A 25,897-nucleotide genomic window follows, 5' to 3' on the forward strand; every position below is an offset into this window, starting at 1 on the left:
GCACCTAATACATGGATGGCTTAGCCAAGGATAAAATGATGAATCCTGCTGGCTTTAATAGCTATAAAAATTCGTATGACATGGTGGAAGATGCAGTCAATGCAGCGAAACATGCCAAAGAGAAAATCTCCGCAAAATCAGTGATCCCTGCAAATATGACCTAGTACTCGACCCTGATCACTTAGGACTGACGATTCATGAATCTGTAGGTCACCCGCTTGAGTTGGACCGTGTACTGGGCTATGAGGCAAATTATGCAGGTACTAGCTTTGCTACACTGGACAAATGGAAATCTGGTGACTTTAAGTATGGTTCTGATAAGGTAAATATCGTTGCAGATAAGATTCAGCCTTATTCCCTGGGAAATACAGGCTATGACGATGAAGGCGTAAAATGTAAGGAGTGGGATCTGATCAGAGGATGGAATTCTTGTGAATTATCAGGCTATCCGTGATCAGAGTTCAAATATTAGGAGAAAAGGAATCCAACGGTTGTGCTTTTGCAGATAATTGGAGTTCAGTTCAGTTCCAGCGTATGCCAAATGTTTCTTTGCGCCCTGGGAAGGAAAAGTTGAGTCCAGCTGATATGATTAAGAATGTCGAAAAAGGGATTTACATCCTTGGACGAGGTTCATATTCCATCGATCAGCAGCGTTACAACTTCCAGTTTGGAGGTCGAGTTGTTCTACGAAATCAAGGATGGTAAAATCGCAGGAATGCTAGAAGACGTAGCTTATCAGTCCAACACGCAGGAGTTTTGGAATTACTTGCTCCCAAATATGTGATGAAGATGATTACAGGTTCTTTGGGTCATTCAATGACGGCAAAGGTCAACCTGCACAATCATCAGCAGTTTCTCATGGCAGTTCAACTACCCGTTTTGACGGTGTGAACGTGATCAATACGGGAAGAAATATTTAACCTCAACGCGGAAATTATGGCCATATTAACTAAAGAACAAGCAAAGCAAATTATAGATAAAGTACTTTCCTATTCCACAGCAGACGAGATGGAAGTTTCCATTTTCGGGGGAAGAACAGGCAATATTAGATATGCCAGAAACACTGTTAACACCAGTGGTGAGACCAATGAAATTAGACTAAGTGTCAATTCGGTATTTGGCAAAAAAGTAGGGTCATCTTCTACCAACGAACTGGATGATGCATCGCTCAAAAAGGTGGTGGCGCGTGCAGAGGAAATCGCAAAGTTAGCTCCAGAAAACCCAGAGTATATGCCTATGGTCGGACCACAAACTTATCCAGAAGCTGCTACCTTCAGTTCGGCTACTGATAAAATAGATCCTGAGTTTCGTGCTAAACTTGCAGGAGACAGTATAGAGGTGAGTAGTGGAGGAGATCTGACGGCTGCAGGTTACTTGGAAGACTTCTCAGGATTCGTAGCAACTGGAAACAGCAAAGGGCTATTCGGTTATAATACCAGCACCTCTGTAGATTTTTCTATCACAGTGAGAACAACCGACGGAACAGGATCTGGATATGCTACACGTGATTTTAATGATGTAAACCTTTTGAATTCAAAAGAGGTAACAAGCATAGCAATGCAAAAGGCACAAGCATCTGCAAATGCACAAGCTATAGAGCCAGGCAAATACACAGTGATTTTAGAGCCTACAGCAGCCGGAGATTTGATGGGGCTACTCACACGAGGTTTTGATGCCAGAAGCGCTGACGAGGGGCGAAGCTTTATGAGCAAAAAAGGCGGTGGAACCCGGCTCGGAGAGAAGTTATTTGACGAGCGCGTGACCATCACTTCTGATCCTACCAATACAGAAATCCCTTCGTCTCCTTGGGATGGTGATGGCCTGCCGAGGCAAAAGACTACCTGGGTGGAAAACGGTGTTGTAAAAAATCTCGCTTACTCTAGGTATTGGGCCGAGAAGCAAGGTGTACCGCCACTTTCAAGTCCTGGAAGAGGTGGGTATATCTTTGCTGGTGGAAACGAGTCAATTGCAGATATGATTAAAAGCACCGAAAGAGGTGTGCTTGTGACTAGATTCTGGTACATCAGAGCTGTAGATCCTCAAACCCTATTGTTTACTGGTTTGACCCGTGACGGTACTTTCTACATTGAAAACGGTCAGATCAAATTCCCTGTGAAAAACTTCCGTTTCAATGAGAGTCCGATTATCATGTTGAACAACATTGAAGCAATGGGTAAACCTCAGCGAGTGGGAGGTGATCTGATTCCTGCGATGAAGATCCGGGACTTTACCTTTACTAGCTTATCTGACGCAGTTTAAACCAGTTTACAGTGATCAGTTTGCAGTCTCAGTTCGGCTGCTTACTGATCACTGATTATTTATTGAAACTTGTTTTCTATAAACTGAAACAGCGACTGACTACTGTTAATCGTAGCTGCGATGATACTGAATACTATTCACTGAAATGCAACCTTTCTTCTTCACTAGAATAAAATACAATTCCGGCAATTGGGACACAGATCAGCGCATGCCGATTAACCTCCTAAATTCATTAGTGGAATACACTACCATTCCTGTGGACGAAAAGGAAAAAATAGTGGAGCTGAGTAGCAAGGAGATTTTCAAAAGTCCCTTCTGCTATATCAGCGGACATAAGTTGGTGGAGTTCTCCTCGGTAGAGCGGCAGAACTTCAAAACTTATGTAGAAAATGGAGGCTTTGTCTTTGCCGATGATTGCAATCATGACATCGATGGGCTTTTCGCAAAATCCTTTGAAGCCGAAATGGCTAAAACCTTTGGAGCTGATGCGCTCCAGAAAATCCCCAATAACCACCCAATTTATTCCTCCTTCTTTGAATTCGAAGATGGCCCTCCGGCTACCTCATTTGAACTCAATGGCTGGGGAGATGACCTTATTCATGATTACTTGAAGGCAATTGTGATAAATGGCAGAATAGGAGTCCTTTATAGTAATAAAGATTATGGCTGCGAATGGGATTATGACTTTAGAAACAAGCGATTCCTGAAAGTCGATAACACTAAATTTGGTGTCAACATAGTGGTTTATGCATTAACACAATGAGTTTGGAAAACACAGAATTAACAGCATATAAGGAGTTGGTGGCTAAGATTCCCCAGCTCAAAAAAGAAATAGCTAAAGTCATCGTCGGTCAGGAATCTGTGATCGAAGAGATTATCATTACCCTGTTAGCAGGGGGGCATTGTTTGCTGGAAGGAGTGCCTGGCCTAGCAAAGACATTGATGGTGAATTCTCTTTCGCAAGGGATGGAGCTGAACTTCAAAAGAATTCAATTTACACCCGATTTGATGCCAGGGGATATTCTGGGAACTGAGATCTTGGAAGAAGACCATGAGACAGGGAAGAAGTTCTTTCAGTTCAATAGAGGTCCGATCTTCGCCAATATGGTGCTGGCTGATGAAATCAATAGAACGCCTCCCAAAACTCAGGCAGCGCTATTGGAAGCCATGCAGGAAAAGGTGGTGACCTACGGAGGGCAGCATCATCCGCTACCGGCTCCTTTTTTGATCATAGCGACGCAAAACCCGATTGAGCAAGCCGGAACCTATCCGTTACCAGAAGCGCAGCTAGATCGCTTTCTTTTATACATCAAATTAGGTTATCCTTCCGAGCAGGAGGAGCTGGATGTACTGGAAAAGACTACTGGGACTTACAAAGGCAAACCTGAAGTAGTCTTCACCGGTAGCGATATTCAAAACTTACAGAAGCTGACAAGAGAGGTTCATATAGATTCTCAGCTGTTGATTTACATCAATAAGTTAATTCGAGTTACAAGGCCTGATAATTCACAAATACAGTCAGTTATAGATTATGTAGAGTGGGGTGCAGGCACCCGTGCCGGACAGGCTTTGATCCTTTGTGCCAAAGCTAGAGCCTTGGTGAAAGGTCGCTATTCAGTCACTCCTGAGGATATCAAAACACTCGCATATCCTGTCTTGAGGCATAGGCTTTCCCTTCATTTCCGGGCAGAAGCTGAGAATATCCAGCCAGATGCGGTTATCTCCAAAATCCTCGAAGCGCTCCCGATACATGAAGGCAAGTAATCTGGAAATCATCAAACTTAATAACCTTAAGCTCGCCGCTAAGATCATCAGCGAGCAGCTGAAGCATGGCGTACATCTCGGTAAGCGGGTTGGTGTGGGTTCTGAGTTTGAGCAGTACAGGTATTACGAACCAGGTGACGACCCTAAGCGGATAGATTGGAAGTACTTTTCCAGGTCTGGCAAGCATATGATCAAGGAATCCCAAACAGAGAGCCATTTACAGATCCGTATGATGCTTGATTTGTCCGGATCGATGAACTACGAGGAAAATGGGATTAAGCGCTTAGACTACGCTAAAAACCTCCTTGCTTCCCTAGCATACCTAGCACATCAGCAAGGCGATTCATTGAGTTACTTTACCTGTCAGGATGGTAGAGTGGAGCAGAAGGTCTCTGCCTCTCCCAAAGCGTTCCAACGCATGCTGTACTTTTTGGAAGAAGAGACAGCAGCTGGTTCTTGGTCAGTGTCAAAGCAGGTGTTCCCAGTCTTGAAAAGCAGGCAGAAGGAATTGATCATTCTGGTTTCTGATTTTTTGCAAAAGGATAATGAGTGGCTGGACATAGTGGAGCAAATGCGCCACCCCAAAAAAGAGATTGTGCTATTCCAGATTTTAGGAAATCAGGAAATGGCGTTTGATTTAAAGGGCAATTTCACACTTCAGGATTTGGAGTCAGATCGATCAATTATTCTAGATGGAAAGGCGATAGAAAAAACCTATAACGATTCTATAAATAACTATTTATCAGAATTTAAACAATCTTTACTTCTACCTCAAGTTCATTTGTTTCAGGTGCGATTGACGGATTCTATCGCCGGTGTGATCAGTGAATTTTTATCACAAAGATCCCTATTCTGATGCAGTTGCTACAGCCCATATTGCTTTGGGGTTTGCTCGGAATTAGCATACCTTTTCTTATCCACCTGTGGCGTGGAAGAAAGGGAAAGGTAATGTCTTGGGCAGCGATGCATTGGCTCCCAACTCAGGAAAGTTCTGTTGCAAAAGGCATACGATTAGAAAATATCTTGGTGCTTTTGCTGCGGATTCTGATGCTCGTGTTATTGGTATTATTGCTAAGTAAGCTGTTTGTTCCAAAGCTTAGTAAAGTCCCTGAAGAGCGGATTATTCATCTGGTGCAACCTCGTGAACAGATCACTGAGGAATATAAATTTGAGCTTCAGCAGGCGCTGGAAAAAGGTGAAGAAGTCTATTGGGCAGATGAAGCTTTGACCCCAATTGAATCCATAGAAGATTTGCTTTTTGAGGATATGACTTTAAATCTACAGGCATCTCTGAATAAGCTTCCTTCTGAAGCTACTGACCTGAATCTGTATTTGAGCAATTCGGAAAACACGTTTGGTTCATCGTTCTTTTTAAGCAACATCGAACCAAACCTGTACTTAGGAAGTGCTGATATTGCTAGATCTAAGCCTCAGCCCGTTTCTTTAGGTGGAGAAAAAACTCTGGTAGTAAACGAGCAAGGATTATTGGATTCTCTTCCAAAAGGGCAAGAAGCCGAAGGGGAAAGAGTGCTTGAGAAGGAACGATTTGGATACTTTTTGAATGAAGTGTCTTCTTCAGAGCGGACATTTATCCAAGCCGCTCTAGAGGCAATCAATGATGTTTACGGGTTTGAGTTTGAAGAAATGCAGCAGTTGGAAGAGGCAAAGTTGATTTTCGATAACAAGCTGCCAGCTGAAAGGAAGAGTGACAAGCTTTACTTTGTCTCGGATAATTATTCCTATTCAGAGCAATCAAACTTGCTTACTTTCCCGGATCAGTTGGATTTTGAGGAATCTGAGTTAGTTCAGACAGGAAAGCTTCCAGAAGTGATTTTGAAGGAATTTCTCTCATTTTCTGGAATTGAGCAGCAAGACGTAAAGTTGAGTCAGTCTCAGTTTGAGCGCAGGTTTATAGTTGGAGGGAGAAATACCCAGGAAAAGAAAGCCAACCTCGATTTGCTCCTTTTAGGGCTATTGCTGCTTTGTTTTGCAGCCGAGCGATACTTTGCAAACCAGCAAGGGATATGAGCAAAATCGAGCGTTATATCGCCAATATTGAGCGTCAACTCTATCTGCAAGTTGGGTTGAAAGCGTTGCTCTCAGGGTTAGCTCTGGCTGTATTTTCCATGATTTTCACTTCATCTAACTTTGCGATTAGTGTTATAGGAGTAATTGGATTCTTTGTTTTCGGGTACTTTTTGGATTTGTTCCAACCTAAGCGAACACAGGCTATAAAGCTACTTCATGATAGTTTTCCTGACTTGGAATTCAGTCTGGAACTCCTTTCCAAACCATCAAAAAATAGTGCAGAGCAACTTCAATGGGAGCGGGTGAATGCTACTTTTCAAGGGAGAGCAATCCAGATTTGGTATAAGAATACCGGGCCTTTCCTGAGTGCGGTACTTCTAATTTTCGCAGTCTATGGCCTATCGCTTTTGAGTGTACCGACGGAAAATTCAACCAATACTCAGGCAAAACCGGAAGATAAATTGGAGGTGAATTCAGTGGCAAATTTGCCAGTGGAAATGAGTTCTGTGGAAATTTCCATCATCCCGCCAGCCTATACCGGCTTGCCAAATACTCTTCAATCAGAACTTTCGGTTAAGACAATTATAAACTCTGATATTAAGTGGGTTGTGGAAATGGTGAATGCCAAGGATGTATCTTTAGAATTGATCAATTCGAATGGGAAAAGTCTGCCTTTTACCAAATCCGAAGAAAAATTTATTCTTCAGGATAAAGTGATTGGATCTGGGATTTATGCCCTTCAGGCAAGGAGAGATGAAAAGGTGGTATACGAATCTGATTTTTTTCCATTGGAGGCCATTGACGATTTGGCTCCTGTGATTCAGCCCAGTGAAAAGGAGCTTTACAAGTACCACTTCATCAAGGATCCACAGGTCATGCAAGTGAAAGCCAAAGTTTCTGATGATTTCAAAATAAAGGAAGTTTATCTGGTGGCAACATTGGCAAGAGGTTCTGGCGAGAATGTAAAGTTCAGAGAGAACCGAATTTCCATACCTAAACAGGATTTCAAATCTGAAGAGCTAGCAGTCACCCTGGATTTTGAAATCATTCGATTTTCAGCCCGGGGATGAATTGTATTACTATTGGGCCGCCATGGATAATAGATTGCCTGAGCCTAATTTCTCCCGCTCTGACACCTACTTTCTCAATTATGTAGATTCCACAGGGGTGGAAGAACAGGACCTGATAGGCATGGCGATCCATGTGATGCCTGAGTATTTCCGTAGCCAGCGGCAGATTATTATTGATACTGAAAATCTAATAGCTACTCAGAAAAGTATGTCTGAGAAAGAATTTAATTCAACATCCAACCTGATAGGTAGCGATCAGAAGCTACTAAGAATGCGATACGGTCAGTACCTAGGTGAGGAAAATTCAGAAACTAATAATGGCTCTGAGCCTGTGGATTTCCTTGCTGGCCATGACCATGATCATCCTCATGAAGCTGGAGTTGTCAATTTGGTAGCTGAACCTGAAAAGGAAAAATCGGGTAGCGAATCTAAGAAAGCAGAGACAAACAACCTCGAAGACGGAATGGGAGGCCTTATGAGTGCATTTCTGAATAAAACCCAGACATCTACGAAGGCCAAAATGGATGAGAATTCATCGATGAGCCTTTTGAAAATGGCCTTGGAGGAAATGTGGGAGTCTGAGCTGCATCTTCGCCTATTTGAACCGGAAAAAGCCCTGCCATTTCAACAAAAAGCACTGGAATACCTGAAAAGCGTACAGCAAAAATCACGAGCTTATGTGAAGAGAACGGGTTTTGATCCGCCTCCGATCAAGGAAGAGGAGAAGAGACTGACAGGTGAATTGGACGATTTGAAGGATCAAATTGAAATAGAGCAAATTGCTATGGAAAGCCGACTAGCACCTTTGGCGTCTCAGGTTCTAGGCTTGTTGCCAAAGCTGCAGCTTTCTGCGGTCGATAAGGCTTTGGTGCAGAAATTCGGAGAACTCTGGACAGCCCGTATGAACTATTCCGGTTTGCAAGATTGGTCGGTGTTATTGCAGCTTCAGGAATTGAATTCCGGCAAAATTAGCGAGGAAGGAAAGAAGGAACTGTTTCAAAAATTATATCCTTTGATCGCCCGCAGAGAAGGTGTGAATGTATCTTTTCTCAAACAAAAAGAATTAGAAAAAGCCTTTTGGAGTAAGTTACAATGATTCACTTTGAACCTCTGATTTCCTGGACTCTGGGCTTGGCTATTCGCTGTGGCAATTTGCGTTATTCTTTGCGTTCAGCTTTTTTGGATACTGAAGAAGAATCTTAGTAGCTCAAGGAAAGCAATTAGAATGGCATTGAACTTCCTTTTTGGGCTCTTGCTGATAGCTTATGTTTTTCAACCTACTTGGACCTCCAATCGACCGGAGGAAGCGATATTGCTATATTCCTCAGAGCTATCTAAAGATGAAATTGGTTTCTGGAAAGATAGTTTAAAGGTCAAAAGGACTAAGCAGATCTCTAAATTTCAAGGGGATGGAAATCCAGTTTATCTACTAGGTTCCGATTTTTCAAAACAGCAATTGTTGGGTCTCGGGAATAAAGATATTCGATGGGTAACTGATTCTGAACGCGGGTCAATAACTTATTTGAAGTGGAAAGGCATTCTCAGGAAAGCGGAAATGCAAGTAGTTAAAGGAAGAATAGAATCCGCGGATACTCTGAGGTTATCACTGACGCAGCAAGGTGAATTACTGGCGGAAACCACCATAGAAGCAAACTCTGGGATTTTTGAATTCGAATTTCCTGCACAGGTAGTGGGGAGAAATGAGTTGGATTTGATGAGGAATGATAGTCTGCTGGGAAGGGTTAATTTCTTTGTTCAGCCGTCCAAACCAATCCAGTATAAGTTGCAGTTTGCATTTCCTGATGCCGAAATCAGAACTTTGACTCAGTATTTAATCAACTCAGGGGAACAGGTGAATGAGCAAATTGCAATTTCAAAAAAGGCGGTAATCCGTTCCGGAAATTCTATACCTGATTCCCTGCAGATCTTGATTATTGATCCTGCTCAACTTTCCAAGAAGTCAACGCTGGATGCCATCGAAGAGGGAGCATCAGTTTTGGTGATGAATGGATACGAGGTAAACAACGATGTCGCCGCTATTAACAAGGCCTTTGGCACCAGCTTTAAAGTAAAGCGAACAAGCAACGAAGAAAGTCGGGAGATCGATGGGGGTTTGGGAAGTGATCCATATGAATTTGAATCCATTATCGCACAGAAACTACTCTTCGATAATGCTTTTGCTGTTCAGCAAATTGGAAATGCCAAGATAGGCCTGAGTCTTTTAGAAAGCACTTTCCCCATCAAACTTGCCGGCGATAGCTTGAGATATCAGGCCATTTGGCAGCAAATCCTGGGAGCTATGCTACCTCAGGAATCTGGAGCTGTTGAACTTAATCAACCTGTTTTTGAAGGCTTGCAGGCTGAAACTCTGATCAATGAAGAAGAATCCATAGCTGATTTTATTACTATTGAATCCGATTCAGTTTTTTTACAACCATCTCTGGTAAATCCTTTTAGCAAGACTGGGCGCTTTGTGAGTCTAGACTCCGGGTGGGTTTCTTTAGTAGATAGCTTGGAGTTTTATAGCTTTGCAGCTGGTGAATGGCCAAGTTTGAGAGCTGCTAAGCTCCGGGCTGATTTTTTGACTATGTATTCGAAAAAGGATACTTCTTCAACCATTGCTAATTCGAAAGAGAAAATCTCTGATTGGCTTTGGTTTGGGATGTTTTTGTTGGTTTTGACTTTGATTTGGCTTGAGCCTAAGGTTTTCAATTAAGAGTTAGAAGCGTACTCTCTGGATCGTGAGAATAGTGAAATATTCTTTTTTTGGTCCATTTGTTATTCCAGTAGTCCGCTTATTTGCAGTTCACCTTCTAAAAATTTGGAGTAACCAAATCAACACTTGGACTATGTCAATAGCTTGAAATCAAGCCCTCATTGACATAGCCAAAGTCGATTCTTTTGGATAAGAACTTACATTCTTAAATTTTTCATTTCCAGTATTTGGGGCTGGAATGGTTGCTCATAAAGCCTTTTGCCAGTTGCCTTGTAAAGCGAATTTCCCAAAGCAGCAAAAACAGGAGGGAAGAGTGGTTCTCCAAGTCCTGTCGGAGCCTCGTTGTTTTGCACGAAATGAACCTCAATTTTCTTAGGAGCTTCTGAGTGTCGGATCATTCTATACGTGTCGAAATTTCTTTTGGTAGGAGCTCCGTCTTCAAATGCCATTTCCCCATAGAATGCATTGCCTATCCCATCAATTATCGCCCCTTCACCCATGTTGGCCGCTGCGTCTGGATTTACTACGATTCCGCAATCCACCGCTGCATAGACATTTTCTACTACGGGCTGATTGTCCTTGATACTCACATCCACCACTTCGGCTACATAAGAGTTATGACAGAAATAGGCTGATACGCCTCGGGAAATTCCATTTGGAACGTTAGACCAGTTGGACTTATCCCTCACTAATTCCAGCACTCCTGCATATCGCTTAGGATCATAGTCATTGTCCTTGCCCACGGGATTTGTTTCTGCTTTTTTCAGCAATTCCAGTCGGAATTCAATTGGGTCTTTGCCCATTTCCTCTGCCAATTCGTCCAGGAAGCTTTGTTCTGCTCCAGCGATAAAGTTGGATCGAGGAGCCCTGAAAGCGCCAATAGTAATGTTTGATTCGATCTGCCAGCTTTCTGCCAAATAATTATCGATTGCCCCGGCAGGGAATCTATTGGCATGTATCGGAGATTCCGGAATTCCACCAGCCTTTACATGAAGAGCAAGCAGGTTATTATTCTCATCCAATGCTGCACGGTAAGTGGCAGAATAGGTTGGCCTATAAACTCCAGAACTCATGTCATCTTCCCGGGTATAGACCATTTTCACTGGAGCCTGGATTTTCTGTGAAATCAAGGCGGCCTCAGTCAAATGATGGCTATAAGCCCTTCGGCCAAATCCACCGCCCATACGGGCAAGGTTGATTTGAATATTTTCTTTAGGTATTCCCAGACTGCTTGAAAGCGTTTGACTGATCTGTTCAGGAGCTTGGGTTGGTCCATAGATGACGGCTTTGTCTCCTTTCACATCCGCAAATGCATTCATAGGCTCCATGGTATTATGTGCCAAAAAAGGAGCGGTATAAGTTCTCTCGAGAACTCTTGCAGCTTTCTTGAAAGCAGCCTCAGGATCACCGTCTTTTCTAAGCACATTTCCAGGTTTAGTGATATACTCGGCCATCTTTTCCTTATGCGTATTGGAGTTCTCCAGCCCGCTAGGAACTTTGACGTCAGATATATTTCCTCCCCATCCAGCCATTTTGAAATTGCTTTCCGGTGCTTTCTTCCCATTCTGCTTTGATGCTTTTCTTGGCCTGTAATACTTCCCAGGTGGAATTGCCAACTATGGCAATGATCTCCGGGAATGTCGTGGTGTCAAAGAAATTACGGCCATAATCATCTTTAAAAATCTTTACTTCAAATGCATCCTGAATTCCAGGCATAGAAGTCACCGAATTTTTGTCAAAGGATTTGATCTTCATCCCAAATGCCGGTGGATGAACGATAGCCGCATACTTCATCCCTTCTACCTTATGATCCATAGCAAACATAGGTTTGCCTGTTACGATTTTGGATCCATCCACATTCTTTTTAGAATTACCAATGATTTTGAAGTCAGAAATATCCTTCAATTTGACTGTCTCAGGATCTGGAGCTTCTAAGGTTCCTGCCAAAGAAGCCAACTCACCGTACCCAGCTTTTTTGCCTGAGCCTGTATGTTCTACCGTTCCAGCATTGGTGGTGATTTCTCCTGCAGGCACATTCAGGTTTGGGCTGCCTGCATTCACTATCAGTTGACGCGCTGTCGCGCCTGCTGTACGCAAAGGAGTCCAACCAGAACGGATTCCCTGGCTACCACCTGTAAACTGACGTTCAAATCGCTTAGGATAAAAATCTGCCTGCTCTACAAATACATTTTTCCAATCCACATCCAGTTCTTCTGCTAGAAGCATAGGAAGGGAAGTCTTTACATTTGAACCAAATTCAGGATTTGGGTTGAAAAGCGTAACTGCCCCATTATCACCGATTTTGATGTAGCTGTTGATTTCAAACCATTCCTTAGGCATGGTCAGAACCTGCTCAGGAGTAGGCTTACATCCTGCCAGCCAACTAAAGCTCAGCATCATTCCGCCTCCTGCAAGAGTGGAGACTTTCAGAAAGGATCTTCTATTTAACTTTTTATCTAGTAATGTCATGATCTCGGGATTTAAGCTGATTTAGCGGCAGTTTTGATCGCTGCTTTGATTCTAGTGTAGGTTCCACAGCGGCAGATATTACCGTTCATCGCATTATCGATGTCCTCATCATTAGGACTGGGATTACTTTTCAAAAGTGCAGTGGCTGACATAATCTGACCTGCTTGGCAGTAGCCACATTGAGGAACATCATGCTCCAGCCAGGCTTTCTGTACAGGATGATCACCTTTTTCGGAGATACCTTCTATGGTGGTTATTTCAGCATTTTCTGCTGCCGAAACTGGCAATTGGCAAGATCTCACCGCATTGCCATCCAGGTGAATGGTACAGGCTCCGCATTGTGCGATGCCACAGCCAAATTTGGTACCGACCAGATCCAGATGATCTCTCAAAACCCAAAGCATAGGAGTGCTAGGATCTACGTCTACGTTGAGAGATTTACCATTGATAGTTAAGTTGTACTGTGCCATAAGTGTTGTATTTATCTCTAAATTAATTATTTACAAGGAGTGATGCTTACGAAATTCAAACGAAACGCATATTCTGCCGCTGATAGGAGTAATTTAAATGGGTTCTAAATTTTCACTAGCTAGTTAACTGATTGATAAATGGCTGATCATAGAAGCTTTTTCCAGTTCCTCTATATAAGGCATTTGCCAAAGCTGCAAAGACAGGAGGGTAGGCAGGTTCGCCGAGCCCAGAAGGCAGAAAGTCCAGACCCACATGGACACTGGACTTTCTCTTGTAACCCAATCAATCTATATTTTCAATCTTCGATCTGCGAAATTGTGAGGGATTCATGTCCATTTCCTTTTTAAAGAAGTTGTTGAAATGTGTCACTTCTGTAAAACCCAAGGCATAGGCTATTTCTGATACATTCCAGTCGCTTTGCTTTAGAAGACGCTTGGATTCTGCCAGAATTCTTTCCCGGATAATCACCGATGTTGCCTTATTGAAAATCGATTTGACACTTCTGTTAAGATGATTTACATGGATATTGAGCTTTTGGGCAAAGTCCGAAGCTGATCTTAGTTTAATTGTATTTCGCAGGTCTGTCACAGGAAATTGACTATCCAACAGTTCCATAAAATCTGCACTGATCCTGCTTGCGGCAGTATTTCCTGACATATCAGTTTTTATTCTTATTGGTGGTTTACTTGCTGTCCGAATCATCTTGTTTTTAGTTCTGGTTAATTTTTTCTGTCTTCATATTGAGGTTTTAAAAACCCAAGCTGCTCAGCCAGTCATTGACTTCTTTTTTCACTTCCACTTCTTTGGTACCCTCCATGACGAACAGGATACCATCCCGCTCTATGCCTCCTTTTGTAGTATAACCTTCCAGAATCTTACTATCAGGGCAGAGCTCTTCTACTTTATCAAAGCTGCTTCCTATTCCATAACCTGCATTGGTATTAAATGGAATGACAGTCTTTCCACTCATGTCATTTTCACTTAGGAAGGTTTTCATAGGTGGTGGCAGTTGCATTCCCCATGTAGGAAAACCTAAAAAGACCACTTCATACTGAGTAAGATTAATTTTAGTCTTTAAGGGAGGCAGAATCCCAGTTTCATTTTCCTGAGCTACCTGTGCGACTATTGCTGCATAATCTTCCGGATAGGGAGTTTCCAATTCCAGACTAACCAATCTTCCACCTACCTTTTCGTAAATCATTTCCGCCACAGCTTTGGTGTTTTTGGTGCGTGAGAGGTAAACAATTAGAATTTTTTCCGATGCTACCTCACTCAGCTGCACTTCAGGCTGTGTTTGACTGCTGCAGCTCAGCGAGCTGAAGAGGAAGATGAACAGGAGGAAATTTTTCATTGGACGAGGAGTTTATCGGTCGCCAGGCCCCATTAGTTTGGTAAATGAGAGCGAGCCGAGTTTCCATCCCTCAGCCTTTTTAATGTATACTTCCGTGACTTCAAATGGATTGGTGACTTCATTACCACCGACTTCGGCGATCAGTGTGATTCTATTAAGTAGAATAGCGGTATTGTCGATGATTTCTACAGAAACCTCATGGACATCGGTTTTTTTATACCAGATACCACCGCTCCGAATGATGTCAACTTCGCGGTCTTTGCCCCAGGCACCGCCCATGTGCACGAAAACCGATTTGTCATCAAATAGATCCGCAAGTTTATCAGCATCCTTATCTGCCATCCATTGCCACTTGGTCTTGGAGAGCTCAATGATTTCCTGTTTGGTAGCCTCCTCCTGCGCGTAGGTGAACTGGATTGCAAAAAGAAGAATTAATACTCCTAGGATTGTCTTTTTCATGGTTGCTTGGTTTTAGGATTAATGTTCTATCTCATGTGTATCACGCACACTACTGAAGGTCAGCGCGAGCATTTTCCATTCTTCGCCCTGCTTTTGATATACTTCTGTCACGGTAAATTCATTTTCCACATCATTTCCTCTCACGTGAGCAGTCAAGGTGATTCTATTCCAAACCAACGCAGTGTTTCCAGAGATCTCAATCGCCGTATCGTGTACATCCGCATTCTTGTACCAAATGCTTCCGGATTCGATGATTTCCAGTTCCCGGTCTTTTTTCCAGCTTCCACTCATGTGAACAAACTTTGCTTTATCATCGAATAAATTTTCCAGTTTGGCTACGTCCTTATCTGCCATCCATTGCCATTTGTCCATGGAAAGCTTTTCGATTTCCTGCTCCGTGGAAGATTGGGCAAAAGTGAAGGAAACGCTGAATAATAGGAGGGTAAAAATGAAGAGGAGTTTTTTCATGGTTAGTTTGTTTTTGAAGTGCTAGTTTTCAATTGGTTGTAAATTGGATTAACCCAATTCATCAGTACTAATAGACGAAAAAAAATCCTAGGGTTTGGGGGAAATCAATAGACAGCAAGGTTCTCTCACCCAGTCAACTGATTTGATCTACGAATGAAAAAAGTGCAATTCTACAAATTGCCTCAAAAGACAGCTTTTGCCATTGGTTGGAGAAATCCTGTCTTCTGTAGAGCGCAACAGTCAGTTGGATGATCGCTGAGATTTGGTGTTATTTAAAATTCTAAATTTCGAAAATGAAGAATACTGTCATATCGCGTCCGGCATTCTATGCGCTGCATGTACTTTTCTGGTTTTGCTATGGAGCCATATTATTTGCTTCACTTAGCAGCTGGATTGATTCTCCGTTGGAAATCTGGAAAATCGTCATTTCGGATGTGTTGACTTCCTCCGCCATCACGTATCTGAATTACTATTTGCTCCTGCCCAGGCTGTATGCTAAAGGCAAGCATCTTTCCTACGTTTTCGCTTCACTTGCTTTGGTGATTGTCATTGTGCTTCTGAGGGTCAATATTCTTGGCATGTCACATCAATCTGTAGCTTATACTTATTTCATCAGATCAGTTCCGGCCATTGGTTTCTATTTGGTCACGACGGTGGTCTGGTTCTTTGCCAATCTGATCAAAGCACAGCGAAATGAAATTGAACTTCGCAATAGTCAATTGGCCTCCGAACTGAAGTTTCTGAAGCTACAGCTCAGCCCACATTTTCTCTTTAATACCCTGAATAACATTTATTCCATGGCTTATTTCAAAGAGAATAATACCGCTCCGGCGATCATGAAACTCTCCGAGATGATGCGGCATATGCTCTATGAAGATCAGGGAAAGTTTGTATCCCTTTCCAGGGAAATCACCTTTATGGAGAATTTTATTGAGCTGTGGCGATTGAAATTGGATGAGAAGCCCAAGATATTTTTCATGTATGAAGGTGTGAAAGATCGGCACATGATTGCCCATCTGATATTTCTGGTTTTTCTGGAAAATGCCTTTAAACATGGAAATACAATTGATGGTACGATTGATATCAAACTGACTATTGATTCAGATGATAGGTTACATTTCTATAGTAGAAATGACGTGATCGATGCCCGAAAGACAGCAGAGGAAGAAAGTGGAGTGGGGCTTTCTAATGTGAAAAAGCGATTGAATCTGATCTATCCTGGAAAGCATGAATTGATCTTGGATCAGCATGCGACGTACTTTGAAGTGAAGTTAACCATTGAATTAGGATGAGCTACCATGTTTTAATTGTAGACGACGAGCCGCCAGCAAGGAAGTTGCTTTCCGATTATGTATCCAAAATGTCAAATTTGGAACTCGCTGGGGTGTGCAAAAACGGGGAGGAAGCGCTGGGGTTTTTAAAAGAAAATCAGGTTGATATCCTATTGCTTGACATTCGCATGCCGCTGATGACTGGTATGGATTTGCTGAATGAATTGGAGGAAAAGCCACTCACTATTTTTGTGACTGCCTATGAGGAATATGCAGTCAAAGGCTATGAGCTGGATGTGATTGATTACCTGATGAAGCCGGTTTCCTTTGAGCGGTTTACAAAGGCAATCGAAAAGGCTACAGAATACCTTTCGGCGCAGGTGACTACAGAAGAAACCGCTGAGAAACCTGATTATTTTTTTATCAAGACCGATACCCGCATCGTGAAGTTTCTTTTTTCAGAAATCCAGGCGATTGAAGCGCAAAGAGAATATGTGAAATTTATAACACCAAGCCGAAAAGTAATGTCCCTGGTTTCCCTGACCGGGATTGCCAACGCTTTGCCGGGAGAATTCGTCCGTATCCATCGATCTTTTATCATCAATATGCGGCATATCGATGAAGTGCAGGCTAATGAGGTTTTGATAGGAAAGGAGCTTTATCCTATCAGCAGGAATTATCGGGAGGATTTTTTCAGGAAATTGGATGGGATGAAGTTGTTGTGAGACGAATTGAAATATATTGAGTGCTTTTCCCCCTTTTCTACCAATAAGGTGGCAAAAGCAATGTAAGATCTGTTAGACTTAAGATTTGAGGCCACTTCAGCCTGTCCCGTTAGTACGGGAGTCTTCGGTCATCGGTCTTCCAACCTGATAAGCAAAGAATCTAAGGTGACTGGCATCATTGCGGATAATCATATTAAATATTTATCTCAAACCCATGCATCAATACAAGCCTTAGACCGACATAAATGACCAAAACAGCAGTCAGTCCACCAAGGATTCTCAGATTAAATTTTTTGCTTGATAGATAGGATCCTAGGCTTCCTCCCAGCACGACTGCGAGTACAAGTTTCCAGATCAAATCTGGATCAAGCTGAAAAGTGCCTGCAACGGTTAACCCTATTAGCCCGGAAATGGAATTCACAAGTATGAATACGGAAGCAAGTGCAGCTACCGTTCTTGGGTTTGCCCAGTTCAATAGATTGAGTGTAGGACTAAGAAAAATTCCCCCTCCAATACCGGAAACTCCGGCCAGTAACCCTACACTACCACCCAAACTCAATTTTTTGATCAGGCTAAATTCATGTGATTCTAGTTTGGCTTGAAGGTAGCGAAGCATCATTGCCACACCCGAAAGAATCAGGGCACCACCTAGAATTAGAAAAAATGCCTGCTGTGAAAGCTTCAGCTGCGCTCCCAAATAGGCCAATGGAATACTGGAAACCAGAAATGGCCAAAAGAGCTTAAAGTCAAACACCTTGTTGCGCATGAAGATTATCGTCCCGATCGTGACTACACAGATATTCAAGATCAGGGCGGTGGAGCGTATTTCGTAGAAATCCGTCAGAAATAAACTCATGATAGCCAAATAACTAGATCCGCCTCCGAAGCCGACTGAACTGTAAAATAAGGCGATGATGAAAAAGATGAGGGGTAGGTATTCTATGGTGAGCATTTAGAAAGCTAGGTTAGACACATGAAACTGTTCCTAAATTAATTTCCAAGTATCGAAATAGGTTTGAAAGCTATGAAATTGTCGAATTTTTGTTGGTCTTCCTATGAAGTGTAAATTATCAAAGGGTAAGTCACAGAATCATCACAGGTAAAAGTGGCTGACTTTTCTGGGAGAAAAATACGTTTTCCAAACAATAGCATAAGCAAATCAAATTTATTCCCATGTATTTTGGGAAGTAATTAGTTATTGAAAAATCGGGTTTTCAATCTTCCAGCCCTAAATTTGAAGACTAAACCTACCTATTCGTTTATGTCAATTTTTAATACCCAATTTGTGACGAAGATGTGCTTTGTCACAGGACTTAGCCTAGTTTCCCAAATTTCTTTTTCCCAAAGCAACGATACTATTCCCCTGACTCAGCTCGGAGAAGTGATGGTAACTGCGCAGAAAGAAACTGAAAATCTCCAGAAGGTTCCCATATCCGTGTCGGTAGTGGATGATCGGAAAGTGGAGGAAATGAACCTTTGGCAGACGAAGGATCTTCGAGGATATATTCCAAACTTGTATTCTTCCAATCCTGGAGACAACAGAAACGTTATTTCCATTCGTGGTATCACCACCACTTCTTACGAGCCAGCAGTGGCAACTTACGTGGATGGAGTGAATCAATTTGGTTTGGATACCTACTTTTTCCTGCTAAATGATGTGGAAAGAATAGAAGTACTTAGAGGTCCACAGGGAACGCTTTATGGCAGAAATGCTATGGGAGGGGTGATGAATATTATCACCAAACCTAAGTCTGACGAGCTCTCCGGATTTATTCGTGCAGATGTAGGAAATTATGGTTTTTCTAGGATTGCTGCCGGTGTGAAGACCATGGTGCTTCCGCAAAAATTGTATGCTGGCTTTTCTATTTTGTCTGATAAAATAGATGGATACTACACTAACTTGTATAACGACAGCCATTTTGACAAGCAAAAGAATTTGCTGTTTGCCGGGAATTTGAATTACCTCTTTGCAAAAAACTGGGAAGCAATAGTGAATTTCAAGAGCAACTCAGGAAGAAATAATGGTCCGTTCTCTTTAGCTCCAGATCCTGATTCTGCTATAGAAAATCCTTTTGAGGTCAATCAAAATGCAACCACTGAAATGTTGGATGACAGTCAAAATGTTTCCTTGGTGATCAAAAATACTGGACCGAAGTTCAACTTCTCTTCCCAGACTTCCTTCCAAAAGAACTACCGCTACTACAAGACTCCGATTGATGGGGATTTTTCACCTATTGATGGAGTATCCATTGTGAATGATTATGGCAAGGATTGGAATACTGTGTCCGTTTGGACTCAGGAATTCAGGCTGGCTTCTGTGAATTCAGGTCAGAAACTGAATTGGCAAGTCGGGTTTTTTGGATTCACCTCTGATGCACCTACCCGGCAGGGCGTTTATTTCGGTGATGATGCGAGCACTGCTAGGTTCTCCAATTTCCAATTTCACTACCATTAATACCAATATAGCAACTGGTTACGGTTATGCGTTTTTCGGGCAGGCAACCTACAGTTTGACAGAGAAGTTGAAACTGACTGCTGGATTACGTTCTGATTATGAGAAAAAGGAGTTGACTGTTGGGCAGGAGATGGACTTTGGTCAAGGGGACCCTATGGTGACTCAGCCGGATACCACTGGAAATGTAGACTACAATGCTATTTCCCCTAAAGTTGCTTTGGCATATCAGCTGGCTAATACAAACGAGGTATATGGAAGTTACAGCCGTGGCTTCAGACCTGGAGGCTTGACCCAAATAGGTTCTGATCCTAGCAATCCACCGTTATTTGCCTATGATCCTGAGTTCTCAAACAATTTTGAAATTGGAAGTAAGAATTACTTTTTCAATAGAAGAGTTCGCGCAAATGTCGCGCTATTCTATACCACAATTTCTGATGTACAAATTCCAGGTTTAGTATTGCCGGATGCAATCGTGGTGACCCAAAATGCCGGTGATCTGACCAGCAAGGGAATAGAGTGGGAGATCAACACTATTCCTACCAATGACTTGAGCATTGATTGGAGCTTCGGATACACACACGCGACATTTGATAATCTGATCCTTCCTGGAGAATCGGGAGAAGTGGATTACGCTGGAAACAGGCAGATTTTCACCCCGGATTTCACATCTATGGTTGCCGTGCAGTGGACACCTCAGTTTTTCAATTACAGCACGCTGGATTGGATGGTAAGAGGGGAGTGGTTGTACTTCGGAGAGCAGTTTTTCAATCTGGAAAATACGATCAGCCAAGATGCATATCAGATCGCCAATGCAAAGTTCGGGGTGGTTTCCGACACGATGGAACTGACCCTTTGGGCTAAAAATATCTTCGATGAAACCTACATTGACTATGCATACAACTTCGGCCCTTCACATTTGGGAAATCCAGCGACGTTTGGGGTGACTGCGATGTATAAGTTTTGAGTAGTTTGAAATTAAGTTGTTGCCGTTTTATAACGCATTATTGTCATATGTAGCGAAGTCGAAATGGGCATCTTAAAGGCTTCAACTTCCCTTAGCCTGACAAGAAAATATGCCTGTAAAACAGCTTCCAAATTAAAATAGAGCCTCTGAAATCATTTGATCTCAGAGGCTTTTTTCCATGTGTACAACCATCTTTCTACAAATGATAATTGCTATTCGATTTTTAGGAATTCTTTGAAATACTTCACCAGGTCCTTGTATTCCTCTGAATCAATTTTACCCTTTTCTATTGCATTTTCCACCACCTCATGGATTTCATTGAAAGGATAAGATGCACTCAAATGGTCATTCTCATCCATCCATTTTTTCAGCATTACTATCTTCATATTTATTGATATCTCCATCGGCCATGATACCATAACAAACTCCTTGGAGAAAGTGTAGATCGGCTTTGGTTTTATCCGTCTCTTCAAAGTTCGGTGCATGTTTTTCCAGAATTTCTTTGAGTTCATATATCTCTTCAGCACCTACAGTTCCTATTCTGACCTTAGCAGAAATCTCCTTATAAAAAGAATCAAAAGGTTCCTGCGTACAAAGTCCTTCATGAGTTTGACACCAAGCTTTGAGTGCCTCGTATTCGTTTCTAGTGATTCGTCCATCCATGGCGATATCATTAACCAAGCCATTTAAATTGTGAAAAGCTACTTGGGTTTGTGTTAAAAAGTTGTTTCCCATTTTATAATCCGTTTTGTATAAGTTACAAAGTATTGATTAACAATGAAATGAAGTTGGTGTGGTATTTTTTGAAGGTGATGCAAAATGATATGACTAGTACTTCCAGATTGCTAATCTCGAATAGCATTAGAAATCAGGCAGGACTGTTAGTGGAGAACTAACAGGGAATGATTCATTAAAGGCTTGAATAATCGCAATCTGAAGACTGCGTTAGATCTGGTCCAAGTCATGAGACTTGAACCAAGCATACCTCTGGATTAATTGGCTAACACTAAATTGTGGCCTTTGCGTGTTCTCCGTGTGCTCTGCGGTTAAAAATTCTGGTACTGCAAATTTATTAAACCTTCGAGGTCTTGAAGACCTCAAAGGTTAGATGTTACCTGAAATTCATCGTGAATACTGTCCGTTCATTCGGGATGGAGGTGACTTCCAAACTGCCTTTGTGCAGATTCATAATTTGCCTTGAAATCGCCAATCCAATGCCACTCCCTGTTTTTTTGGTGGTGTAGAAGGGAACAAATATCCGCTCCAAAGCTTCAGGAATAATTCCAGGTCCGGAGTCTTCCACCTGTATCATCAACCCTAGATCTCCCTGTCCAATAGAAGAAAGCCAAATCGTACGGTCTGCTTGATTCTGAAGGGATTCAGATGCGTTTTTTAGTAAATTGATCAAGATCATGGTAATCTGATCAGGATCACAATGAATCTCCAGATCAACCGGGTGGATTTTAGTTTCTATTTTCACATGAGCAGATTTCAGCTCTTCCCGCATTAGATTGAGTACATTTTCGAATAATTCGCTCACGGGCATGGTGACTTTTTTCGGGGCTGGAATGTTGGTGTAATCTCTATACGCATTGACGAAATTCACCAGTCCGCGGCTACGATTGGCAATGGTATCCAGACCTTCCTGCATATCCATAAAGCCATCTCTTTTAATTAGAAATCCCTCTTGCTGCACGTAACTATCCTCATCCAAAATGGTACGAAGTGACTCTACCAAACTGGAAATCGGCGTAATGGAATTCATGATTTCATGTCGGAGTACCTTAGTTAGGTTTTGCCAAGCCTCGAGTTCGTTGGATTGTAGTTCTGCATTGATATTTTGAAGGGAAAGCAAAGTCCAGCTTTGGCCGCCCATCTTCAGGGAAGTTGATTGAATAATAAGGTGGAGGGAAAGATTCACCTTCTTGGAAATACGCTCGACCTGGCTTCATTTCCATTACATCTTCCAGAAGTTTTGGAGAGAGTTTGCCTAGGTCTGTGATGTCACGAAACTGCGGGATCTGCAGTAAATGCTTTGCAGCGTTATTGATCACGCCAATTTTTCCAGCATCATTGAAGGAAATAATCCCGGTATTGATGTGCTGAATGATGACTTGGAGAAACAACATCTGTTCTTCCTTTTCAGCTCGGGTTTGTTTGAACACCTCCATGACCTCATTGAAAGAAGTGTTTACCTCACGGAAGGAATTACCCATTTTACTGTCCGAAGTGAAGGAGCTGGAAAAATCTGCGTATCGTATGGAATCGAGAAATCTAGCCAGCTTATGGTTGATGGAATTGACATAATAAATCATTTCCCCAATCTGAATCAAAGCAATCAAACCTAAGATTGCCGGAGCAAGCCAAAGGTCCTGACTGTAATAAAGGTAAAGCGCAAGGTAGAGGTTCAGGATGATACCGATTATCCGAAGTCCAACGCCAAAGGAAAACCGCTTATAAACCATATTTTTCTAGTCTGCGATACAAAGAGGATCGAGTTAGTCCAAGTTCTTCTGCCGCCCGGGTGATATGTCCATTGTGCTTTTGCAGGGCCTTTCTGATTAAAATACGCTCTACATCCTCAATGTTTAAATGCTCCAAACTTACCGATTCATCCTGTCGCTCGGGTTGAGCCATTTTCTGCAAAAACAGATCTTCGGGTTGCAGCACATTATGATTGGACATGATTACCGCACGTTCAATACTATGTTGTAATTCTCGGATATTACCCGGCCAGTGGTACTTGGTCATGCGTTTTACCAGTGGTTCCGAAGCTTTACGTATGTCTTTGTTGTATTTTTTAGAGTAAAAGGCGATGAAGTGATCTGCTAAAAGTGGAATGTCTTCCACACGCTCACGAAGTGGAGGAAGCTGGATTTCTATAGTATTGATTCTATAGAGCAAATCCTGACGAAAGCCATTTTCATACACCATATTATGTATAGGCATATTGGTGGCAGAGATCAAGCGAATATTCACATCTACTGGACGGTTTGCACCCACACGAGTTACTTGTCGGTTTTGCAAAGCTGCTAAAAGTTTAGACTGTAGCGCGAGAGGGAGGTTTCCTATTTCATCCAAGAAAAGCGTTCCCTTGTGAGCCTGCTCAAATCTACCTGCCCGGTCTTCTTTGGCATCAGTAAAAGATCCTTTTTTATGTCCAAAAAGCTCTGATTCGAAGAGTGTCTGAGTAATAGAACCCAAATCCACTCCCACAAAAGCTTCTCTATTTCTTCTGGAATGCCGGTGAATCGCACGTGCAATCAATTCTTTCCCGGTACCGTTTTCTCCCAAAATCAACACATTCGCATCGGTGACAGCCACGCGCTCTATAGTCTCGAAGACTTTCTGCATGGCATCACTTTGCCCGATGATATCCTTGAACTTATTATCTATATCCTGCTGCATCGTCTGCTTCTGATCCCGAAGCAGATCCACTTCCATTTTCTTTTTGCGAAGCTGCAGAGCAGAATTCAGCGTAGCTAGCAAGCGCTCGTTTTCCCAAGGCTTCAGTACAAAGTCCGTTGCACCTTCCTTGATTGCTTTCACCGCAAGGTTTACATCTCCATAAGCAGTGATCAAAACTACGACTGCCGAAGGGTCAAGCTCGAGAATACGATCCAGCCAGTAGAATCCTTCCTGACCCGAACTCACATCTTTGGTAAAATTCATATCCAATAGAATCACGTCATAGGATTCATTATGAGTGAGGATAGGTAGTAGGTCTGGATTGGTTTCCGTATCCACTTGAGAGAAATGCCGCTTTAGAAAAATTTTCGCTGCCTTTAATAGGTCCTCGTTATCATCTACAATTAGAATTTTGCCTGTTCGTTGCTCGCTCATGGTTTAAAGAATTTATTCAGACGCGGAAAAATTTCCGTCGTGTTGTACCCCCTTGTTCCAAAAGCATACCGAAAAACCATCCTGTTTAAATTTGATACAAAACGTTTGATTTCGGACAAACTAGGCATGTTTTTTAGAAAATGAGGTGGGAGATAAGTTAGGGAAAAAATATTCGACTTTGAATTCTTTTGTTCGCTCGCGGACGAAAATGTTCGCGAGTCTCGCTCTGGATTTTCTATAAATCAACGAAACAAGCTTGTAAGGACGATTTTTTGCATGGCATACCATTTGGCATAAAGGGGATAGCCCGAAAATGGCATTTACACACAATGGATAGAAAAATAGCTAAGAAAACCTGGACCCCTAAACGTATCGCCTGGATAGTAGGCGGAGTTGTTTTAGTCGCCGGCATTATTTATCAAATCGGATTTGCAGATCATCGCTCTACTATGAATGTGGAGAAGGATCGCTTAAGTATCGCGACAGTTTCGAAAGGGGAGTTTACCGATTACATATTAGTGTCTGGTCAGATCGAACCAGCTCAGACATTCTTTCTCGATGCAGTCGAAGGCGGTATGGTAGCACAGATCGTTCGTGAATCAGGAGCGGTAGTGGAAGTGGGGGATACGATTTTGATTATGGCTAATTCCAATTTGCAATTGGATGTGATGCAGCGTGAGACCATGCTTTATGAGCAAATCAACAACTTACGTCAAACCCGTCTTTTCCTCGATCAAAACGATTTGAGCCAGCAAGGTCAATTAGCAGAGATAGATTATCAGATCAGTTTACTTGAGCCACAATATAAAAGATTCAAAGAGCTACATGAGAAGAAACTGGTTTCTGACCGGGAATTTGAAGAGGTAGCTGAGCAATATGAATACAACCTGAAAAGAAAGGAATTGACTTATAAGTCGTATAAAAGTGATTCCATTGCCAGATCGTACCAGTTGGCGCAGCTCCGCCAGTCTGAGAGCAGGATGAATGCTTCGCTGAATGGAGTAGGGCAGATCCTTGATGGTTTGGTTATCAAAGCACCCATTGCAGGCCAGCTAGCTATGGAGCAAATTGAAGTTGGTCAGGCGATCAATTCAGGTGAGCGATATGGTCAGATTGATGTACAGGATGAATTCAAAGTTCGAGTGCCGATCGATGAATTGTACCTACCAAGAATCGGTCGTGGGCTGAGAGGAAAGTTCACTCTCAGTGGTGTAGATCACGAATTGGAGATCACGAAGATCTACCCTACAATTACAAACGGGCGATTTGAAGTGGATATGAGATTTACCGGGGAAAGCCCACAAGGAATCCGAAGAGGGCAGAGTGTAAGAATCCGATTACAGCTAAGCGACAGCGAGCAAAGTTTATTGCTACCTACAGGCGGATTCTTCAAGGATACTGGCGGAAACTGGGTGTTCGTGATCAATTCCGATGGAAATGCCGAAAAGCGAAATATCCGTCTTGGCAATAAAAACCCTGAATATTACGAAGTGCTGGAAGGATTGGTAGAAGGAGAGAAAGTGATTATTTCTGGGTATGAGAATTTTGGGAAGAATGAGATTTTGGATCTAAAGTGATGTTGGG

25 protein-coding genes and 2 pseudogenes are annotated in these 25,897 nt (G+C 42.4%); 14 read left to right on the forward strand and 13 right to left on the reverse strand.

From position 1 onward, the window contains the following. Nucleotides 1-8 precede the first annotated feature (8 nt). From AC0L6R_RS19650 to AC0L6R_RS19690, 9 genes and pseudogenes are all read left to right on the forward strand, one after another. A pseudogene (locus AC0L6R_RS19650) lies at nt 9-920 on the forward strand (TldD/PmbA family protein); the annotation flags it as partial. 16 nt (nt 921-936) lie between these two features. After that, nucleotides 937-2,259: a TldD/PmbA family protein gene (locus tag AC0L6R_RS19655; protein WP_473272766.1), complete on the forward strand. Its 1,323-nt coding sequence runs from the start codon at nt 937-939 to the stop codon at nt 2,257-2,259. A gap of 145 nt (nt 2,260-2,404) precedes the next feature. Then, nucleotides 2,405-3,022 (forward strand): DUF4159 domain-containing protein, encoded by a 618-nt coding sequence (locus AC0L6R_RS19660; RefSeq protein WP_473272767.1) that lies wholly within the window; start codon nt 2,405-2,407, stop codon nt 3,020-3,022. Between the two features lie 2 nt (nt 3,023-3,024). After that, nucleotides 3,025-4,023, forward strand: coding sequence for an AAA family ATPase (locus tag AC0L6R_RS19665; protein WP_473272989.1), 999 nt, complete (start codon nt 3,025-3,027; stop codon nt 4,021-4,023). Beyond that, nucleotides 4,010-4,879 (forward strand): DUF58 domain-containing protein, encoded by an 870-nt coding sequence (locus AC0L6R_RS19670; protein ID WP_473272768.1) that lies wholly within the window; start codon nt 4,010-4,012, stop codon nt 4,877-4,879. Before AC0L6R_RS19665 ends, AC0L6R_RS19670 begins: the two co-directional genes overlap by 14 nt. Then, nucleotides 4,879-6,051 (forward strand): BatA domain-containing protein, encoded by a 1,173-nt coding sequence (locus AC0L6R_RS19675; protein WP_473272769.1) that lies wholly within the window; start codon nt 4,879-4,881, stop codon nt 6,049-6,051. Before AC0L6R_RS19670 ends, AC0L6R_RS19675 begins: the two co-directional genes overlap by 1 nt. Then, nucleotides 6,048-7,121 (forward strand): hypothetical protein, encoded by a 1,074-nt coding sequence (locus AC0L6R_RS19680; protein WP_473272770.1) that lies wholly within the window; start codon nt 6,048-6,050, stop codon nt 7,119-7,121. Before AC0L6R_RS19675 ends, AC0L6R_RS19680 begins: the two co-directional genes overlap by 4 nt. Beyond that, complete coding sequence (locus AC0L6R_RS19685) at nt 7,090-8,217, forward strand: hypothetical protein (RefSeq protein WP_473272771.1); 1,128 nt, start codon at nt 7,090-7,092, stop codon at nt 8,215-8,217. The genes AC0L6R_RS19680 and AC0L6R_RS19685 overlap by 32 nt, the downstream gene beginning before the upstream one ends. A gap of 129 nt (nt 8,218-8,346) precedes the next feature. Continuing rightward, entirely contained in the window at nt 8,347-9,837 is a 1,491-nt protein-coding gene (locus AC0L6R_RS19690; RefSeq protein WP_473272772.1) for a hypothetical protein, read from the forward strand. Nucleotides 9,838-10,034: 197 nt separating this feature from the next. On the opposite strand, the pseudogene AC0L6R_RS19695 reads toward AC0L6R_RS19690, so the two are convergent. The 7 genes and pseudogenes from AC0L6R_RS19695 to AC0L6R_RS19725 all read right to left on the reverse strand — a co-directional run bounded on the left by AC0L6R_RS19695 (nt 10,035) and on the right by AC0L6R_RS19725 (nt 15,055). Further along, a pseudogene (locus tag AC0L6R_RS19695) lies at nt 10,035-12,306 on the reverse strand (xanthine dehydrogenase family protein molybdopterin-binding subunit). 11 nt (nt 12,307-12,317) lie between these two features. Then, nucleotides 12,318-12,776, reverse strand: coding sequence for a (2Fe-2S)-binding protein (locus AC0L6R_RS19700; protein WP_283411595.1), 459 nt, complete (start codon nt 12,774-12,776; stop codon nt 12,318-12,320). Between the two features lie 115 nt (nt 12,777-12,891). Next, nucleotides 12,892-13,059: a hypothetical protein gene (locus AC0L6R_RS19705; protein WP_473273001.1), complete on the reverse strand. Its 168-nt coding sequence runs from the start codon at nt 13,057-13,059 to the stop codon at nt 12,892-12,894. Next, nucleotides 13,060-13,434: a helix-turn-helix domain-containing protein gene (locus tag AC0L6R_RS19710; RefSeq protein WP_245942139.1), complete on the reverse strand. Its 375-nt coding sequence runs from the start codon at nt 13,432-13,434 to the stop codon at nt 13,060-13,062. A 91-nt stretch (nt 13,435-13,525) separates the two neighbouring features. After that, nucleotides 13,526-14,128: a flavodoxin family protein gene (locus AC0L6R_RS19715; protein ID WP_473272774.1), complete on the reverse strand. Its 603-nt coding sequence runs from the start codon at nt 14,126-14,128 to the stop codon at nt 13,526-13,528. Nucleotides 14,129-14,140: 12 nt separating this feature from the next. Next, complete coding sequence (locus tag AC0L6R_RS19720; protein WP_473272775.1) at nt 14,141-14,587, reverse strand: nuclear transport factor 2 family protein; 447 nt, start codon at nt 14,585-14,587, stop codon at nt 14,141-14,143. 18 nt (nt 14,588-14,605) lie between these two features. Next, the gene (locus AC0L6R_RS19725; protein ID WP_473272776.1) at nt 14,606-15,055 is read right to left on the reverse strand and encodes a nuclear transport factor 2 family protein; all 450 of its coding nucleotides are present in this window, start codon (nt 15,053-15,055) and stop codon (nt 14,606-14,608) included. A 293-nt stretch (nt 15,056-15,348) separates the two neighbouring features. Here AC0L6R_RS19725 and AC0L6R_RS19730 point away from each other — a divergent pair, with 293 nt between their 5' ends. Together AC0L6R_RS19730 and AC0L6R_RS19735 are read left to right on the forward strand one after the other, a co-directional pair. Then, nucleotides 15,349-16,347, forward strand: a complete 999-nt coding sequence (locus tag AC0L6R_RS19730) for a sensor histidine kinase (RefSeq protein WP_473272777.1) — start codon at nt 15,349-15,351, stop codon at nt 16,345-16,347. Next, nucleotides 16,344-17,051 carry a LytR/AlgR family response regulator transcription factor gene (locus tag AC0L6R_RS19735; protein WP_473272778.1) on the forward strand — a complete coding sequence of 236 codons (708 nt, stop codon included), beginning with the start codon at nt 16,344-16,346 and terminating at the stop codon, nt 17,049-17,051. Before AC0L6R_RS19730 ends, AC0L6R_RS19735 begins: the two co-directional genes overlap by 4 nt. A gap of 193 nt (nt 17,052-17,244) precedes the next feature. On the opposite strand, the gene AC0L6R_RS19740 is transcribed toward AC0L6R_RS19735, so the two are convergent. Beyond that, complete coding sequence (locus AC0L6R_RS19740) at nt 17,245-18,003, reverse strand: sulfite exporter TauE/SafE family protein (protein WP_283411587.1); 759 nt, start codon at nt 18,001-18,003, stop codon at nt 17,245-17,247. Nucleotides 18,004-18,312: 309 nt separating this feature from the next. On the opposite strand from AC0L6R_RS19740, the gene AC0L6R_RS19745 reads away from it, so the two are divergent. After that, nucleotides 18,313-19,506, forward strand: coding sequence for a TonB-dependent receptor (locus tag AC0L6R_RS19745; RefSeq protein WP_473272779.1), 1,194 nt, complete (start codon nt 18,313-18,315; stop codon nt 19,504-19,506). Next, nucleotides 19,460-20,470, forward strand: coding sequence for a TonB-dependent receptor (locus AC0L6R_RS19750; RefSeq protein ID WP_473272780.1), 1,011 nt, complete (start codon nt 19,460-19,462; stop codon nt 20,468-20,470). Before AC0L6R_RS19745 ends, AC0L6R_RS19750 begins: the two co-directional genes overlap by 47 nt. Before the next feature lie 212 nt (nt 20,471-20,682). Here AC0L6R_RS19750 and AC0L6R_RS19755 read toward each other — a convergent pair whose 3' ends face one another. From AC0L6R_RS19755 to AC0L6R_RS19775, 5 genes are all read right to left on the reverse strand, one after another. Beyond that, the gene (locus AC0L6R_RS19755) at nt 20,683-20,829 is read right to left on the reverse strand and encodes a hypothetical protein (protein WP_473272781.1); all 147 of its coding nucleotides are present in this window, start codon (nt 20,827-20,829) and stop codon (nt 20,683-20,685) included. After that, on the reverse strand, nt 20,822-21,205 hold the full coding sequence (locus AC0L6R_RS19760) for a hypothetical protein (protein WP_473272782.1): 384 nt from the start codon (nt 21,203-21,205) through the stop codon (nt 20,822-20,824). Before AC0L6R_RS19760 ends, AC0L6R_RS19755 begins: the two co-directional genes overlap by 8 nt. Before the next feature lie 376 nt (nt 21,206-21,581). Continuing rightward, nucleotides 21,582-22,346 carry a sensor histidine kinase gene (locus tag AC0L6R_RS19765; RefSeq protein ID WP_473272783.1) on the reverse strand — a complete coding sequence of 255 codons (765 nt, stop codon included), beginning with the start codon at nt 22,344-22,346 and terminating at the stop codon, nt 21,582-21,584. Next, entirely contained in the window at nt 22,255-22,935 is a 681-nt protein-coding gene (locus AC0L6R_RS19770; RefSeq protein WP_473272786.1) for a hypothetical protein, read from the reverse strand. The genes AC0L6R_RS19765 and AC0L6R_RS19770 overlap by 92 nt, the downstream gene beginning before the upstream one ends. Then, nucleotides 22,925-24,313, reverse strand: coding sequence for a sigma-54-dependent transcriptional regulator (locus AC0L6R_RS19775; protein ID WP_473272787.1), 1,389 nt, complete (start codon nt 24,311-24,313; stop codon nt 22,925-22,927). Before AC0L6R_RS19775 ends, AC0L6R_RS19770 begins: the two co-directional genes overlap by 11 nt. A 329-nt stretch (nt 24,314-24,642) precedes the next feature. Between AC0L6R_RS19775 and AC0L6R_RS19780 the strand changes: the two genes are divergently transcribed. After that, the gene (locus tag AC0L6R_RS19780; RefSeq protein WP_473272788.1) at nt 24,643-25,890 is read left to right on the forward strand and encodes an efflux RND transporter periplasmic adaptor subunit; all 1,248 of its coding nucleotides are present in this window, start codon (nt 24,643-24,645) and stop codon (nt 25,888-25,890) included. The last annotated feature ends 7 nt before the right edge of the window (nt 25,891-25,897 follow it).

This window comes from Algoriphagus sp. 10J20-15, from assembly GCF_055809615.1.

Excerpts from the sequence above, each read along its gene's own strand:
- AC0L6R_RS19710 (WP_245942139.1), bottom strand. The coding sequence starts at position 13,434 with ATGTCAGGAAATACTGCCGCAAGCAGGATCAGTGCAGATTTTATGGAA.
- AC0L6R_RS19715 (WP_473272774.1), bottom strand. The coding sequence starts at position 14,128 with ATGAAAAATTTCCTCCTGTTCATCTTCCTCTTCAGCTCGCTGAGCTGC.
- AC0L6R_RS19680 (WP_473272770.1), top strand. The coding sequence starts at position 6,048 with ATGAGCAAAATCGAGCGTTATATCGCCAATATTGAGCGTCAACTCTAT.
- AC0L6R_RS19765 (WP_473272783.1), bottom strand. The coding sequence starts at position 22,346 with ATGGGCGGCCAAAGCTGGACTTTGCTTTCCCTTCAAAATATCAATGCA.
- AC0L6R_RS19655 (WP_473272766.1), top strand. The coding sequence starts at position 937 with ATGGCCATATTAACTAAAGAACAAGCAAAGCAAATTATAGATAAAGTA.
- AC0L6R_RS19730 (WP_473272777.1), top strand. The coding sequence starts at position 15,349 with ATGAAGAATACTGTCATATCGCGTCCGGCATTCTATGCGCTGCATGTA.
- AC0L6R_RS19740 (WP_283411587.1), bottom strand. The coding sequence starts at position 18,003 with ATGCTCACCATAGAATACCTACCCCTCATCTTTTTCATCATCGCCTTA.
- AC0L6R_RS19670 (WP_473272768.1), top strand. The coding sequence starts at position 4,010 with ATGAAGGCAAGTAATCTGGAAATCATCAAACTTAATAACCTTAAGCTC.
- AC0L6R_RS19690 (WP_473272772.1), top strand. The coding sequence starts at position 8,347 with ATGGCATTGAACTTCCTTTTTGGGCTCTTGCTGATAGCTTATGTTTTT.
- AC0L6R_RS19755 (WP_473272781.1), bottom strand. The coding sequence starts at position 20,829 with ATGGATGAGAATGACCATTTGAGTGCATCTTATCCTTTCAATGAAATC.
- AC0L6R_RS19720 (WP_473272775.1), bottom strand. The coding sequence starts at position 14,587 with ATGAAAAAGACAATCCTAGGAGTATTAATTCTTCTTTTTGCAATCCAG.
- AC0L6R_RS19700 (WP_283411595.1), bottom strand. The coding sequence starts at position 12,776 with ATGGCACAGTACAACTTAACTATCAATGGTAAATCTCTCAACGTAGAC.
- AC0L6R_RS19675 (WP_473272769.1), top strand. The coding sequence starts at position 4,879 with ATGCAGTTGCTACAGCCCATATTGCTTTGGGGTTTGCTCGGAATTAGC.
- AC0L6R_RS19760 (WP_473272782.1), bottom strand. The coding sequence starts at position 21,205 with ATGGGAAACAACTTTTTAACACAAACCCAAGTAGCTTTTCACAATTTA.
- AC0L6R_RS19775 (WP_473272787.1), bottom strand. The coding sequence starts at position 24,313 with ATGAGCGAGCAACGAACAGGCAAAATTCTAATTGTAGATGATAACGAG.
- AC0L6R_RS19770 (WP_473272786.1), bottom strand. The coding sequence starts at position 22,935 with ATGGTTTATAAGCGGTTTTCCTTTGGCGTTGGACTTCGGATAATCGGT.
- AC0L6R_RS19780 (WP_473272788.1), top strand. The coding sequence starts at position 24,643 with ATGGATAGAAAAATAGCTAAGAAAACCTGGACCCCTAAACGTATCGCC.
- AC0L6R_RS19725 (WP_473272776.1), bottom strand. The coding sequence starts at position 15,055 with ATGAAAAAACTCCTCTTCATTTTTACCCTCCTATTATTCAGCGTTTCC.
- AC0L6R_RS19735 (WP_473272778.1), top strand. The coding sequence starts at position 16,344 with ATGAGCTACCATGTTTTAATTGTAGACGACGAGCCGCCAGCAAGGAAG.
- AC0L6R_RS19750 (WP_473272780.1), top strand. The coding sequence starts at position 19,460 with ATGCGAGCACTGCTAGGTTCTCCAATTTCCAATTTCACTACCATTAAT.
- AC0L6R_RS19660 (WP_473272767.1), top strand. The coding sequence starts at position 2,405 with ATGCAACCTTTCTTCTTCACTAGAATAAAATACAATTCCGGCAATTGG.
- AC0L6R_RS19745 (WP_473272779.1), top strand. The coding sequence starts at position 18,313 with ATGTCAATTTTTAATACCCAATTTGTGACGAAGATGTGCTTTGTCACA.